The organism is Streptomyces aurantiogriseus (genome assembly GCF_014649375.1).
In the GTDB taxonomy this organism is placed as follows: Bacteria; Actinomycetota; Actinomycetes; order Streptomycetales; family Streptomycetaceae; genus Streptomyces; species Streptomyces aurantiogriseus.
Map to the genome: position 1 here is coordinate 237,214 of NZ_BMSX01000014.1, position 12,982 is coordinate 250,195.

General features: G+C 71.5%; 10 protein-coding genes and 1 pseudogene. 4 read left to right on the top strand and 7 right to left on the bottom strand.

The window, feature by feature from the left end:
* Positions 1-109 precede the first annotated feature (109 nt).
* Positions 110-1,642: a glycoside hydrolase family 43 protein gene (locus IE263_RS28225; RefSeq protein ID WP_189940629.1), complete on the bottom strand. Its 1,533-nt coding sequence runs from the start codon at positions 1,640-1,642 to the stop codon at positions 110-112.
* A gap of 124 nt (positions 1,643-1,766) precedes the next feature.
* Positions 1,767-2,806: pseudogene (locus IE263_RS28230) on the bottom strand (LacI family DNA-binding transcriptional regulator).
* 628 nt (positions 2,807-3,434) lie between these two features.
* On the opposite strand from IE263_RS28230, the gene IE263_RS48805 reads away from it, so the two are divergent.
* Complete coding sequence (locus tag IE263_RS48805; protein WP_229911199.1) at positions 3,435-4,076, top strand: glycoside hydrolase family 5 protein; 642 nt, start codon at positions 3,435-3,437, stop codon at positions 4,074-4,076.
* Positions 4,073-4,258, top strand: coding sequence for a hypothetical protein (locus IE263_RS28240; protein ID WP_189940630.1), 186 nt, complete (start codon positions 4,073-4,075; stop codon positions 4,256-4,258). Before IE263_RS48805 ends, IE263_RS28240 begins: the two co-directional genes overlap by 4 nt.
* Positions 4,259-4,281: 23 nt before the next feature.
* Here the strand turns inward: IE263_RS28240 and IE263_RS28245 are convergent, their stop codons facing one another.
* The 4 genes from IE263_RS28245 to IE263_RS28260 are packed head-to-tail and all read right to left on the bottom strand — an operon-like array spanning position 4,282 to position 8,962.
* Positions 4,282-5,193: a YceI family protein gene (locus IE263_RS28245; protein ID WP_189940631.1), complete on the bottom strand. Its 912-nt coding sequence runs from the start codon at positions 5,191-5,193 to the stop codon at positions 4,282-4,284.
* Between the two features lie 29 nt (positions 5,194-5,222).
* On the bottom strand, positions 5,223-6,320 hold the full coding sequence (locus IE263_RS28250) for a maleylacetate reductase (RefSeq protein ID WP_189940632.1): 1,098 nt from the start codon (positions 6,318-6,320) through the stop codon (positions 5,223-5,225).
* Positions 6,317-7,186, bottom strand: coding sequence for an intradiol ring-cleavage dioxygenase (locus IE263_RS28255; protein ID WP_189940633.1), 870 nt, complete (start codon positions 7,184-7,186; stop codon positions 6,317-6,319). Before IE263_RS28255 ends, IE263_RS28250 begins: the two co-directional genes overlap by 4 nt.
* 18 nt (positions 7,187-7,204) lie before the next feature.
* Entirely contained in the window at positions 7,205-8,962 is a 1,758-nt protein-coding gene (locus IE263_RS28260) for an FAD-dependent oxidoreductase (protein ID WP_308430763.1), read from the bottom strand.
* A gap of 186 nt (positions 8,963-9,148) precedes the next feature.
* Here IE263_RS28260 and IE263_RS28265 point away from each other — a divergent pair, with 186 nt between their 5' ends.
* Entirely contained in the window at positions 9,149-10,933 is a 1,785-nt protein-coding gene (locus IE263_RS28265; RefSeq protein WP_229911200.1) for a helix-turn-helix domain-containing protein, read from the top strand.
* A gap of 89 nt (positions 10,934-11,022) precedes the next feature.
* Here IE263_RS28265 and IE263_RS28270 read toward each other — a convergent pair whose 3' ends face one another.
* Entirely contained in the window at positions 11,023-11,835 is an 813-nt protein-coding gene (locus IE263_RS28270; protein ID WP_373312094.1) for a sugar isomerase domain-containing protein, read from the bottom strand.
* A 170-nt stretch (positions 11,836-12,005) separates the two neighbouring features.
* Between IE263_RS28270 and IE263_RS28275 the strand changes: the two genes are divergently transcribed.
* Positions 12,006-12,890 carry a MurR/RpiR family transcriptional regulator gene (locus IE263_RS28275; protein ID WP_189940637.1) on the top strand — a complete coding sequence of 295 codons (885 nt, stop codon included), beginning with the start codon at positions 12,006-12,008 and terminating at the stop codon, positions 12,888-12,890.
* Positions 12,891-12,982 lie beyond the last annotated feature (92 nt).

Below are 12,982 nucleotides of genomic sequence, written 5' to 3' on the forward strand. Positions count from 1 at the left end.
CACCCCCGACGGGGCGTGGCCTCGGCGATCTTCCGGGACGAACCGCTCCGGGAGCGACGGAGGTTCCAGCAGACCCGGAGCGGTTCATCACCAGCCGCGTGGTGGCTCCTCAGACGAGCGGCTCGTAGTCGAACCAGTCGAAGTGAACGGAGCCGGCTGAGGCGAACATGCCGATGACCCGGCCGGTGAAGCCGCCGGCGACCTCCGTGGACAGGTACCGGCCGTCCAGTGAGGTGAGCTCGACGAACGTGCCGTCCGGTTCCTCGATGCCGATCGAGACCTGATCGGGGCCGGTGCGTGCGTCGTCGACCGTGTGCACGGCGGTCACCTCGATGCGGAGGACCACAGGGCCGGGGGGTGTCGGCCGGGCCGCCACGACTGTGCCCAGCGGACCGATGCGGGCGCGCACCCGCACCTCGCCGGACGAGACCTCGATCTCGTAGTGGTGCTGCTCGTCGAGGCGGACGGCCAGGCCACCACGTCCTTCCGCCACGTCGGCCAGGGCTCGTACCCGGCAGGACGAATGTTGCTGGCGCCGGCCGACGAACGTCACGTCGGCGTCGTCGAGCGATCCGCCGCGGGCGTTCAGGGTCAGCCAGCCGGGCCGTTCCTTGGTGGTGCAGTCCTCCGCAGGGCGGTGACGCGGCGAGATCCAGCGCGGGGCCGGCTCACTGACGTCGAAGTCGTCCCGGACCGGTTCGGCGGCAGGGGGCTGGAGCGGCCAGGAGGGCGCGGGCATGACGGACGAGAGTGCGCCGACGACCGGCCAGCCGTCGACCCAGTCGACCGGCACCAGGAACGTCTCCCGGCCGAGTACGTGCCAGCCGGGCGTGCCACCGCCCGGCCGCACGCCGAGCAGCACCATCCACCACGAGCCGTCGGGCGCCTGCACCAGGTCCGCGTGACCGGTGTTCTGGATGGGGTGGTCGGTGCCCCGGTGGGTCAGGATCGGGTTGGCCGGGCACGGCTCGAACGGGCCCGTCGGCGTACGGCCGCGGGCGATCGAGACGCCGTGGCACCGCTCGGTGCCGCCCTCGGCGATGAGCAGGTACCAGTAGTCGCCGATCCGGTACAGGTGCGGCGCTTCCGGGGCCTTGGCGCCGGGGGTGCCGGACCAGAGCCGGCGCGGCGGGCCGAGCGTCTCCCCGGTGTGGGGATCGATGCGGACCTGCCCGACTCCGGCAGTGGTGCACCAGCAGTTGCCGTCCTCGTCCCAGGCGAGATCCGGGTCGATGCCGTGCACCCCGGGCAGCCGGATGGGATCGGACCAGGGGCCGGCCGGGTCGGTGGCCGTGAAGAGCAGGTTGCCGTCGCCGCTCACATTCGTGACGATCAGCCAGAAGCGGCCGTCGTGGTAGCGCAGGGTGGGCGCGTAGATCCCCCCTGAGGAAGCCGCGTCCTGGGGCAGACGCAGCTGACTCGGGCGGTCGAGTGCGTTGCCGATCTGGGTCCAGTGCACCAGGTCCCGGCTGTGGAACACGGGCACGCCGGGGAAGTACTCGAAGCTGGAGCACGCGATGTAGTAGTCCTCGCCCGCCCGGCAGATGGACGGATCAGGATGGAAGCCGGGGATCACAGGGTTGCTGAAGGTGCTGTCCGTCTCGGGCACAGGCAGAACCACGAAAGTTTCTCTCCTCTGCATGGATAGTTTCCCGGAGGCTAGCGACGGTCACCACCGTGGTCAATGACCCCACGCAGAAGCGCCCCCAGCCGACTGGCTGCGGGGCGCCGACGCAGTGGTGCGAGGAGGAATCGGCCTTGCGGGGTCAGCTCTTGGGTGGAGCCGTGCTGGCCCGGACCGTCAGGGTGGTCGCGATCTCCAGCCCGACCTGCGGGGCCTCCTCACCGCGGCCGAGCGTGAGTGCCAGCTCGGTGGCGGCCGCGGCCATCTCGGTCAGGGGCTGGTGGACGGTGGTCAGGGGCGGGTCCATCCAGGCCACGACCGGCAGGTCGTCGAAACCGACGACGCTGAGGTCGTCGGGGATGCGCAGGCCGGCCTCGCGTGCCGCCTGGTAGACGCCGAGCGCCTGGAGGTCGTTGGCGGTGAAGATCGCTGTCGGACGGTCGGGCAGGGCCAGCAGGGGACGGGCCGCCGCGCAGCCGTCCTCACGGGTGAGCGGCGCGTGCACGACGAGTTCCGGATCGACCGGCAGGCCGGCGGACCGCATCGCGGAGCGGTATCCGTCCAGGCGGGCGCAGCAGTACAGCTGGTCCTGCGGGCCGCTGCGGTGAGGTGGCGGGTCGCGGCCCGGCCGCCGGACCAGTTGGTGGCACCCACGAACGGGACGTCGTCCGGCAGTTCCGTGGCCGGGTCGAAGACGACGAACGGGATACCCTTCGCCTTCAGTTGCTCGCGCTCGGCCTCGGAGAGCTGGGCCACGGACAGGACGCAGTTCGGACGCCGGGAGACGGTGTCGTCCCAGGTGGGCGGGTCCGTGTCGTGCAGCCCGAACTCGGACACCATGACGCCCACACGATGCTGGCGGGCCACCCGCTCGACGCCCCGGATGATCTCGACCGCCCACATGTGCTTGAGCTCGCGGAACACGAGTTCCACGACGTTGTTCCGGTTGGCGCCCGCGGGTCTGCGGTAGCCGTACTGGTTGACCAGCGCCTCGACCCGCGCCCGCGTGTCCGCGGAGACTCCCGACTTTCCGTTGATCACCTTGGACACGGTCGGGACGGACACCCCCGCCGACTCGGCGATGAACGCGATGGTGACCGGCCGGGAGGTGTCGCCCTGCCCGCCGTCCTTGTCCACCGGCCCGTCAGCTGTGTGGTCCGCCAAGGTCGCCTTCCCGATCATCGAACCGCTCGCGCCCGGTGGAGGCCTGGCGCGAAAGCCGGTCAACAGCGTCGTGTGGTGTGCCCGGCCATTCTGGCACCTCTTACCGACGAACCTGTGGCCTCGGGCACCTCTTCATGTTAATTTCTCCGCCGCACCCAGCGAAAGTTTCCTTCCCTCGTCGGCTCACACATCGGCCGACTTGAGCACACCGCACGTGTCGAACGCGTCTGGCAGGGACCCGCCAAGGTGGGGCCGCCCCCAACCGGAAGGTGCACGCGATGACGAGGAGACTGGCAAGATTCCTTCCGCGACGACGCCGGTCGTCGCGCCCCCCGCGGAGACTGGCGGCGCTCCTCCCGGCGATCGCCCTGCTTCCGCTGGCGCCCGCCACCGCGCAGGCCGCCGATCCACCCGTACCCCCGCCCAGCGCCCCGGCCGCCCGCAGCGCGGTGGCAGCCATGCAGCCCGGCTGGAATCTGGGCAACACCTACGACGCCATCCCCGACGAGACCTCCTGGGGCAACCCGCCCGTGACCAGGGAGCTCCTGAAGAAGGTCAAGTCGCAGGGATTCAAGAGCATACGACTGCCCGTCACCTGGGCATCCATCAGGGCGCCGCCCCCGGCCACCCGATCGACCCGGCCTGGATGGCGAAGGTGCGGCAGGTCGTCGACTGGGCACTGGACGAGGACCTGTACGTCCTGCTCAACATGCACCACGACTCGTGGATGTGGGTCAACAACCTCTCCACGGATCACGACGCCGTGCTCGCCCGGTACAGCGCCACCTGGACCCAGATCGCGGCGGAGTTCCGGGACGAGCCGTCCAGGCTGGTGCTCGAAAGCATCAACGAGCCCACGTTCAGCGGCACTTCCGGTGACGACGAGAACTACCGGCTGTTGGCCGAACTCAACAGGGTGTTCCATCGGATCGTCCGTGAGTCCGGCGGCGGGAACGCCACACGCCTGCTCGTGCTGCCCACCCTGTACACCAACGCCGACCAGGGCCGGCTCGACGCGCTGGCCGCCGAACTGGCCGACCTGCGCGATCCCATGGTGGCCACGACCATCCACATCTACGGCTGGTGGCCGTTCAGCGTGAACATCGCCGGCTACACCCGGTTCGACGCCACCTCGGAGCAGGACCTCACCGCCACGTTCGACCGCGCTTACAACACCTTCGTCGCGCGCGGCATCCCGGTCGTCATCGGCGAGTACGCCCTGCTGGCCTACGACCACAACCGTCCCGGCATCATCGAGCGGGGTGAGCAGCGCAAGTACTTCTCGTGAACCGCGGCAACGGCCTGCCGGGCTCCGTCAACAGCGGGTTCGGCAACGCCCACGCGGAGACCGCGCCGTTGTCGTTGCAGATGGCCGTGGTCGTGCTGACCCTGGTCCCCCTGCTCGTGGTCTACCCGTTCATGCAGAAGGACTTCAGGACCGGTGTGCTCACCGGAACCGTCAAGGGCTGACGGAACCGCGCCGAGGCCCGCTCCTACTCCGGCGGTGTCGGTGTGTCGTGCGTGCGGTACATCGCCTGGATGTCGAGTTCCAACTGGACCGTCGGGCCGACCACCGCGATGCCGCGCGCCAGCATCGAGCGCCAGTTGAGCGTGTAGTCCTCGCGGTGCAGCTCCGTCTTGGCCAGGGCGGCGCAGCGCAGTTCCTCGCCGTAGCCGCCGTTGACCATGCCCAGGTAGGTCGTGTCCAGCGCCACCGACCGGCTCACGCCGTGCATGGTCAGGGTGCCCAGCAGTGTCCATTTGCTGCCGCCCCGGTAGGCGAAGCGGGTGCTGCGGAAGTCGATGTACGGAAAGGTGTCGACGTCGAGGAAGTCGGCCGAACGCAGGTGCGCGTCACGGGTGTTGTTGCCCGTGTTGATGCTCGAGGCGTCGATGCGCACATGGACCCGGGAATCGGCCACTTCCTGCATGACCTGGATGCCGCCCTCGAAACGTTCGAAGCGGCCGTGCACATGAGCCATGCCGACATGCTTGGCGATGAAACGGATCGCCGTGTGCGGCGGGTCGAAGAGCCAGGTGCCGGGGACCGGGAGTTCGGCCTGCCGGGCCGGCTGCAGCCACACGCGCTGCGGGGACAGGCCGGAGTCGGCGACGACCTCGACGGTCTCACGGTGTGGTTCCAGCCCTTCCGCCACGATCAGCAGGCTGTAGCTGCCCGGCGGCAGGACGGCCAGGAACAAGCCGTACGGGTCCGTGGTGCCGCGTACCGAGACCTGGTGGCTGCGGAGTTCCGTCACCGTCACCTCGGCGGCGCCCAGGGGCTGGTTCACCGGGTCCAGGACCTCACGGAGGACGACACCCCCGCCGGCCGGGACGGGGAGCGTGGGGCCCGCGGCGCCTGCGGGGGCACCCCTGAGTCGCCGCCGGAGCAGTCCGAGGGGCATGGTGTTCACCTTTCGGTCTTCATCCGTCTTCATCGGTTCGGGTCGGTTCTCGTCGGTCTGGGCTTCGTTTGCGGCCGGTCGCCCTGGTACGCCGCTGTCAGTACGTCGAGGACGCCCGCCACGGTGACCGGGCGCGGGTTGGGGTACGCCTGACCGGCCGCCGCGCGCGCCGCCACCGCCAAGTCGGCTTCCTTCAGCCCGAGTTCGGCCAGGGAGCGGGGTGCGCCGAGACGGCCGGAGAGTTGCTGGAGGGCGTGCGGGGCGTCGTCGGTGTCCAGGGCACGGCCGAGCGCCGTCATCGCCTCGGGTGCGGCGGGCGCGTTGTGGGCGAGGACGTACGGCAGGACCACGGTGTGGGTCTCGGCGTGCGGCAGTCCGAAGGTGCCGCCGAGGACGTGGCACAGCTTGTGGTGCAGGCCCATGGTGGTCGCGCCGAGGGCGGCACCGCAGAGCCAGGCTCCGTACAGGGCGCGACCGCGGGCGTCCAGGTCCGCGGGGTCGGCCGCCACTCGGGGCAGTGCGCCCGTCATGGCCCGTACGCCCTCCTCGGCCATCAGTGACACCAGCGGCGAGGCGTCCGGCGCGTACAGGGCCTCTGCCGCGTGCGCCACCGCGTTGATGCCGCTGGTCACGGAGAGGGCCACCGGGAGCGACAGGGTGAGCTCAGGGTCGTAGACGACGCTGCGCGGCAGGACCGACGGGTCGCGGCCGGTGCGCTTGGCGCCGTGTTCGGTCAGGCCCCAGACGGGGGTCATCTCGGAGCCGGAGTACGTCGACGGCACGGCGACCAGCGGCAGGCCGGTGCGCAGCGCGATCACCTTGCCGAGGCCGATGGCGGAGCCCCCGCCGACGGCCACGCAGCCGTCGGCGCCGGCGGCGCGCGCCACCTCGACGGCACGGTCGGCGACCTCCGCGGGCACATGCATACGGGCCTCGGCGTGCAGCCCTGCGCACGCGTCGCCCAGCGCGTCCGCGACGGCCAGGGCCGTCCGGGCACCCCGCGGCCCGCTGACCACCAACAGCCGCCGCAGTCCCAGCCGTTCGGCCTCGTCCGGGGTCGCGGTCACGGAGGCGCCGGGCCGCAGCACGACCCGCATGGGCTGAGCCTCGTGGACGAACCCCCTCATGACCGGGACGGATTCAGTACGAGGTCGAAGCGCGCGTGCCGGAAGGGGTTCGGGACGCCGAACTCCCGCGCCAGAGACGGATCGTCGGTCTCGGTGAAGTCCTGGACGAGGCTCTCCTTGACCGCGAACACGGCGTCCGAGTCGAGGTGGTCGCTGCCGGCCACGAAGATGTGCGTGGTGACCGGCGCATGGCCTTCGGCCGAGGCGATGAAGTGGATGTGGGCCGGGCGGTAGGGGTGCCGGCCCGTCGCCCGCAGGAGGTCCCCGACGGGGCCGTCCGTGGGGATCGGGTACGGGCTCGGCACACAGGTGCGGAACCAGAAACGGCCCTCGGCGTCCGCGGTGAACAGCCCTCGCCCGTTGCCCGGCGGCTGGACCTCGGGCTGCTGGACGTCGTAGTAGCCCTCGGCGTTCGCCTGCCAGACGTCGAGGACCGCGCCGGGCAGCGGCGTGCCGTCCCGGGACAGCACGCGCCCGCTGACCACGCACGGCTCTCCGCCGCCGACCAGGTCGATGTCCGCGCCGAGTTCACGGACCGGGGACTCGGTCATGTGGAAGGGGCCGAGCACGGTCGACTCCGTCACGTCCCCGCGGCCGTCGCTGTTGATCGTCTCGACGAGCATCGAGACGCCGAGCACGTCCGACAGGAGGACGAACTCCTGCCGGGTGTCGGTGCAGGTCTGCCCGGTCGCCGTCAGGAAGTCGATCGCCTGCTCCCACTCCGCCATGGTCGGCTCGGTCTCACGGACGAAGGCGTGCAGGTGGCGGGTGAGGGCGGCGAGCAGCTCGCTCAGCCGGGGGTCGGCCGTGCCCTTGAGGCTGTCGACGACGGCCTCGGTGAGGTGGGTGGTGTATGCGGTGGTCATGTCCGGGGATCCTTCCGGTCAGGCATGCCCGAGGATGCGCCGCACCGCCTCGGTCAGCAACCGCTCGGCCTCCTCGCCGGAGGCGGCCGCCGTCGCGTGCCGGAAAGCGACGTATCCGTCCGGCCGTACGAGGAGCGCTCCCCCGTCGGCCACCTCGCTGAGCCTCGCCCAGTCCCCGTACGGGTCCTCGTACTCCTGACCGGGTCCGATGACGACGGTGGCGATCTTCGGCCCCTGTGCCTCGGCCGCCCGTACCCAGTCCGCGCCGCCGATGCCGGTGATCAGGGTGAATCGGCCCTGCCCGACGGTGTCGAGCGTGGACAGGGTGCGCGTGCCCGAGGTGATCCAGGCATGCGGGAGCTTGGCGCCGGGGCGGGAGGTGGGCTGGTGGTACAGCTCGGGGTCGCGGTCGAAGCCGGGGTCGGGGGTGCCGTCGGGGAGGATCGCTTCCGACGTGTACCGCTGGTTGAGGTCGACGCCGTGCGCGTTGAACTCGTACACCTTGAAGGCGATCGCCTCGCGCAGCTTCGTCCGCTGCTTCTGCGCCGCCTCGGTGTCCTCCTTGCGGGCCGCGATGTTGGCCCACAGCTGCTCGGGGGTCTGCGGGGAGAGCCCGTCGAGCGCCTCGAAGATCGGGGCGGTCTCACCGATGGACTTGTTGGCGCGGGTGACGATCTGCCTGCCGATCGGGGCGCGCTCGGCGGTGTAGGAGTCCAGCAGCTTCGGGGAGGCGGTGCCCTCGAGGACGAGCTTGAGCTTCCAGGCCAGGTTGTAGGAGTCCTGGATGGAGGTGTTGGAGCCGAGGCCGTTGGACGGCGGGTGGCGGTGCGTGGCGTCACCTGCGCAGAAGACGCGGCCGTTGGAGTAGGTCTCGGCGTACATCTCGTTGACGGTCCAGGCCGAGGACGACTTGATGGTCACCGGGATCTCGTCGTCGCCGACCAGCTTGCGGACGACGGACTCGGCGTACTCGGTGGTCAGGTCGGGGGCGCCCGCCGTCACGTCGTACCCCCAGACGATCAGCCACTCGTTCCAGGGCCTCACGCAGCGCACCAGGCCCGCTCCGATGCCGCCGACGGTGGCACCCGGGGCGAGCACCCAGTACAGGGTGGACGGCCGGTGGGCGGTGTACTTCGACAGGTCCGCGTCGAAGACGATGTTGATGCTGCCGGCGACACCCATCTGGCCGCCCATGGGCAGCCCGGCGTCCTCGGCGACCTGCGAGCGGCCGCCGTCGGCGCCGATGAGGTACTGGGCGCGGATGGTGTACTCGTCGCCGCGCAGCCGGTCCTCGACGGTGACCGTCACCCCGTCTGCGTCCTGGACGAAGGACTTGTAGACGGTGCTGAAGCGCAGCTGCGTGCCGCGCGCGACCGCCGCGTCGACGAGCACCGGTTCCATGAGGTGCTGGGGCATGTCGCACATGCGGGTGGGGCTGGCGAGGTCGTGCGCGGCCTGGACGAGCGGGTCGTTGCCCCAGGAGCGGACCCGGCCGAGTTCCTCGCCGGCGAGGCTGGTGCAGAAGGTCGTGTCGCCCATCAGGTGCTGGGGCGTGGCCTTCGCGACGACCTCCTGCTCCACGCCGAGGTCGCGCAGCACCTCCATGGTGCGCTGGTTGGTGATGTGCGCCCGGGGCGTGTCGGCGAGGCTCGCGTAACGGGTGACGACGATGTTCGGTACGCCGTAGGTGCTCAGGGCGAGCGCGGCGGAGGCGCCCGCGGGGCCACTGCCCACGATCAGTACGTCGGTCACGACATCGGGCTCGACGGTGTGCACGGGGGAACGCTCCAGGGATGAGGACGGGCGCCGACTGTTCAAGATCATGTAGGCGGTTCCGGGAGCGTGGGTGTCTCAATAAGAGACAGTGCGTCGGGGCCTCGACAAGAGACCGTGCGTCGGGCGCGCCGCGGAGGGAACTCGGTGGTTGCGTGTTCAACCGCTCCCGGTAGGGTGAGCGGTGCCGTGACCACCGCAGAGCGCCCCTCCGTCCGCCCTCCGCTCGCCGCGCTGCGCAGGGCCCGCGAACTGTTCCTGCAGGGACAGCAACTGCCGGACGGGATACCGGAAGAAGTCGTGGCCGGATGGAAGCGTGCCCGGTTCTTCGGTGTGCGGCACGACGTGCGGGACCCGGTGCCGGACGCCCGCCGGCCTTCCGCACAGCCGGCCGACTCCCCTCTGTTGGCCGCGGCCCGGCCCGTACTCGAACGCATCGCCCCGGCCCTGGACACCGGGCAGGCGGCGCTCCTGCTCACCGACGAGCGGCTGCGGGTCCTGTGGATCACCGGAAGCGTGCCGGACCACCCCCGCTCCGACCTCTCCGAGCAGCTGGTCGGCCACAACAGCGCCGCCCTCGCGCGGCACACCGGCCGCCGCGCCGAGGTGCACGGCCCCGAGCACTTCCTCGACTCGTGGCAGGACCTCTCGGCGGTCAGCGTGCCGATCCGGGCGCCCGAGACCGGACAGACGCTGGGCACGGTGACCGTGACCTCCCGGCTGTGCGCCGAGTGCGCACCGCATCCGGGCGCCCCGCTCGCCGAGGCCGCGGCGATCGCCGTCGAAGCGGAACTCCTCGCACGGTCGCGGGCGGCGGAACGGGTCCTGCTGGACGCGTATCTGCGGGCCGTGGGAGAGCGAGGACGCGCGGTCGTCGCCCTCGACGGACGCAACCGGCTCGTCAGCGAGGCGGCGGGACAGCTGCTGTCGCCGGAGGGGCTGGAGGCGCTGGAGCGGAGCACGGTCGCCCTGCTCCGGGGCTCGGCCGGGAGGGGCCCGCATACGACAACCGGCCCTTCCGACGGGTCCGGAGCGGCAGCCGGCCCGGCACCTTCGGCCTCGTACCGCATCCGGCTCCCGGACGGCACGGGGTCTACCGCGACCGTCACCCCTGTGCCCCACGAGGGTTCGGTGGTCGGCGCGGTCGCCGTGCTGGAGCAGGTGGGGCACACGGCCGTGACGCCGGCCGCGCGGCCCGACGTCGGACTGGCCGGGCGATCGGTGCCCTGGCGCCATGCGGTCGGCCGTGCGAGGGAGTTGACCAGGTCCTCCGAGCCCCTGCTCCTCGTCGGCGAGCGCGGCACCGGGAAGACCTCGCTGGCACGCGAACTGGTGGCGGGCTCCCTCGTCCTGGACGCGGCGGAAGGTGAACCGCCCGCCGACTTCGGCGGGTTGCTGAACGGTCGCCCGCTCCTCCTCCGCCATGTGGAGCGTCTCGCGCAGCCCGGCACAGCGGCCCTCAACTCGCTGCTCACCGCGCATCCAGGCGTACCTCTGCTGGTCACCTACACCCCCGGAACGCCGCCGGGCCCCTGTCTCCAACGGCTCCTGGACACCCTGGCAGCACGCTCGGTCACCCTCCCCGCGCTGCGCGACCGGCCCGAGGACATCAGGGAGTTGCTCACGGCCCTGGCTCCCAGGCCCTCCGCGGGACAGCCCCCGCTCACCTGGACTCTGGACGCGCTGCGCGCTCTCGAGCAGCACCCGTGGCCGGGCAACGTCACCGAACTCACCCACCTGGTCCGCGCGTTGGCCGAGCGCCGTCGCACGACTGGACCCGTCCGGCGGAGCGAACTCCCGGACCCCGTGCGTGAGGGACCCGCGCCCCGGCCGCTGAGCCCGATGGAGCATGCCGAGCGCGCCGCCATACTGGACGCCCTTCGCCGCCACGGCGGCAACAAGGCCCGCACGGCGGCGGCCCTGGGCATCGCCCGTGCCACGCTGTACCGGAAGCTGCGGGGCTACCGGGGCTGAAGACATCGCCGCGGTGCCCGTCCGCCGGCGGTCGCGCCGCCTCCGCCGGCGGTCGCACTGCCCCCGGACCTGCGGAGCCCCCGGGTCTCTCAGCCGGCGGTGCGCCGGATCCGTCCGGCGTACCGCTTCTCCAGTTCCAGGTTGCTCTCGAAGCCGCCGGGCACGTTGGCGGAGACGTAGACCGGGGGGCGGTCGCCGGAGGCGAGGAGCTGGGCGGCCGTCTCGGCGACCGCCATCTGTACCAGCAGCACGCCGGTCAGCGTGGACAGGGCACAGACCGCGCCGCCGCCGGGGAGTTCGAGGAGGGCGTCGCCGCGCGGGGCCGCGTTGTCGAGGACGACGTCGGCGAGGTCGGCGAGCTTCCTGCCGCTGGGGTGGACGGCCGGCACGGTCCCGGTGTGGGCGAGGGAGGTGACGGCGAGAAGGCGGTGGCCGCGCTCCTTGGCGTGCAGGGCCATCTCGACGACGACGTTGTTGACGCCGGAGTTGGAGATGACGACGAAGAGGTCCTGGGGACGCGGGGCGGCGAGTTCGTAGAGGCGGACCGCGATGCCGGGTTCGCGTTCGAGCAGCGGGTCGTCGAGGGCGCTGGGGTGGTCGCCGCCGTAGAGGACGAGGTCGGCCATGCTGAGGCGGTTGGTGGGCACCAGTCCGCCCGCGCGGCCGGCGAGTTCGAGGACGAGGGCCTGGGAGTGGCCGGTGCCGAAGGCCTGCACCACACCGTCCGCGCGCACGCAGTCGGCGATCAGGCCGGCGGCGGCGCTCACGTCGGCGCGGGCGGACTCGGCGAGGCGGTTCAGCACGCCCAGGCTCTCGCGCGCGAAGCGGTCGGCGCTCACCGGCTCGGTCACGGCCCCGTTGGCGGACTCGTTGGCGGACTCGTTGGCGGACTCGACGGACACCTGAGACTCCCCACTGGTGGATTGAACCACCCCATACATGGCTATCAGTGAATCACTGAACCACACGCTCGGCGTGGCGGGCAATGGCCCCAGTTCACCCGGCGATGCGTGAGGAGATCCGGTCCTGGTATTCAGGGACCACCGCCGCGGGTGGCTGTTACCTTCTCTGCATGCCCTCGACCGATGTCACCACGCTGATCCGCACCGAGCTGCCCCGGCTGGCCGGCTCCCTGCGCAAGGTCGGCGAGCTGATCCTGGAGGATCCGGCCGCCGTCACCCACTGCTCGGCCGCGGAGCTGGGCCGGCGCACCGGCACCTCGCAGGCCACCGTCACTCGGTTCTGCCGGGCCATCGGCCTCGACTCCTACCAGCACCTGCTGATCGAGCTGGCCCACGAGCGCGGCCGTGGTGAGTCCTCGGAGTGGGGCAGCGCCGAGATCGGCCCGGACATCTCACCCGACGACAGCCTGGAGCGGGTCGTCCAGGTCGTCGGCAGCGCCGATCTGCGCGCCGTGCAGCAGACCATCGACCGGATCGACCTGGACGCGATCGAGCGCTCGGCCCAGGCCGTGGCCCGTGCCCGGCGCATCGACGTCTACGGCGTCGGCGGCAGCGGCGCGGTCGCGCAGGAGACGGAGACCCGGCTGTTCCGCATCGGCTGCGCGGTGCGGGGCTGGACCGAGGTGCACGCGGCCACCACCTCCGCCGCCCTGCTCACCCCGGCGGACGTCGCCATCGGCATCTCGCACTCGGGGGCCACCCGGGAGACCATCGAACCCTTCGAGCTGGCCAAGGAGCGCGGCGCGACCACGGTGGCGCTCACCTCCGACCCGCGCTCGCCGCTCGCCAAGGCCGCCGACATCCGGCTCATCTCGTCCTCCTCGGAGACCAGCTTCCGGACCGGCAGCATCGGCGGCCGGCACTCCGTGCTCGTCCTCATCGACTGCCTCTACGTCCGGGTCGCCCAGCTCTCCTACCAGCGCGCGAGCGCCTCCCTGGCGCTGACCGACCACATCACCCCGCAGCACGCGGTGAAGTCCCGACGGAGCCGCTGAGCCCCCGGGCCGCATGGATGAACCAACCAAGGCGACAAGAAGTGGTTGATTGAATCATCCTGCGCTGCCAGGATGGGGCCCCGCCGAGCCCT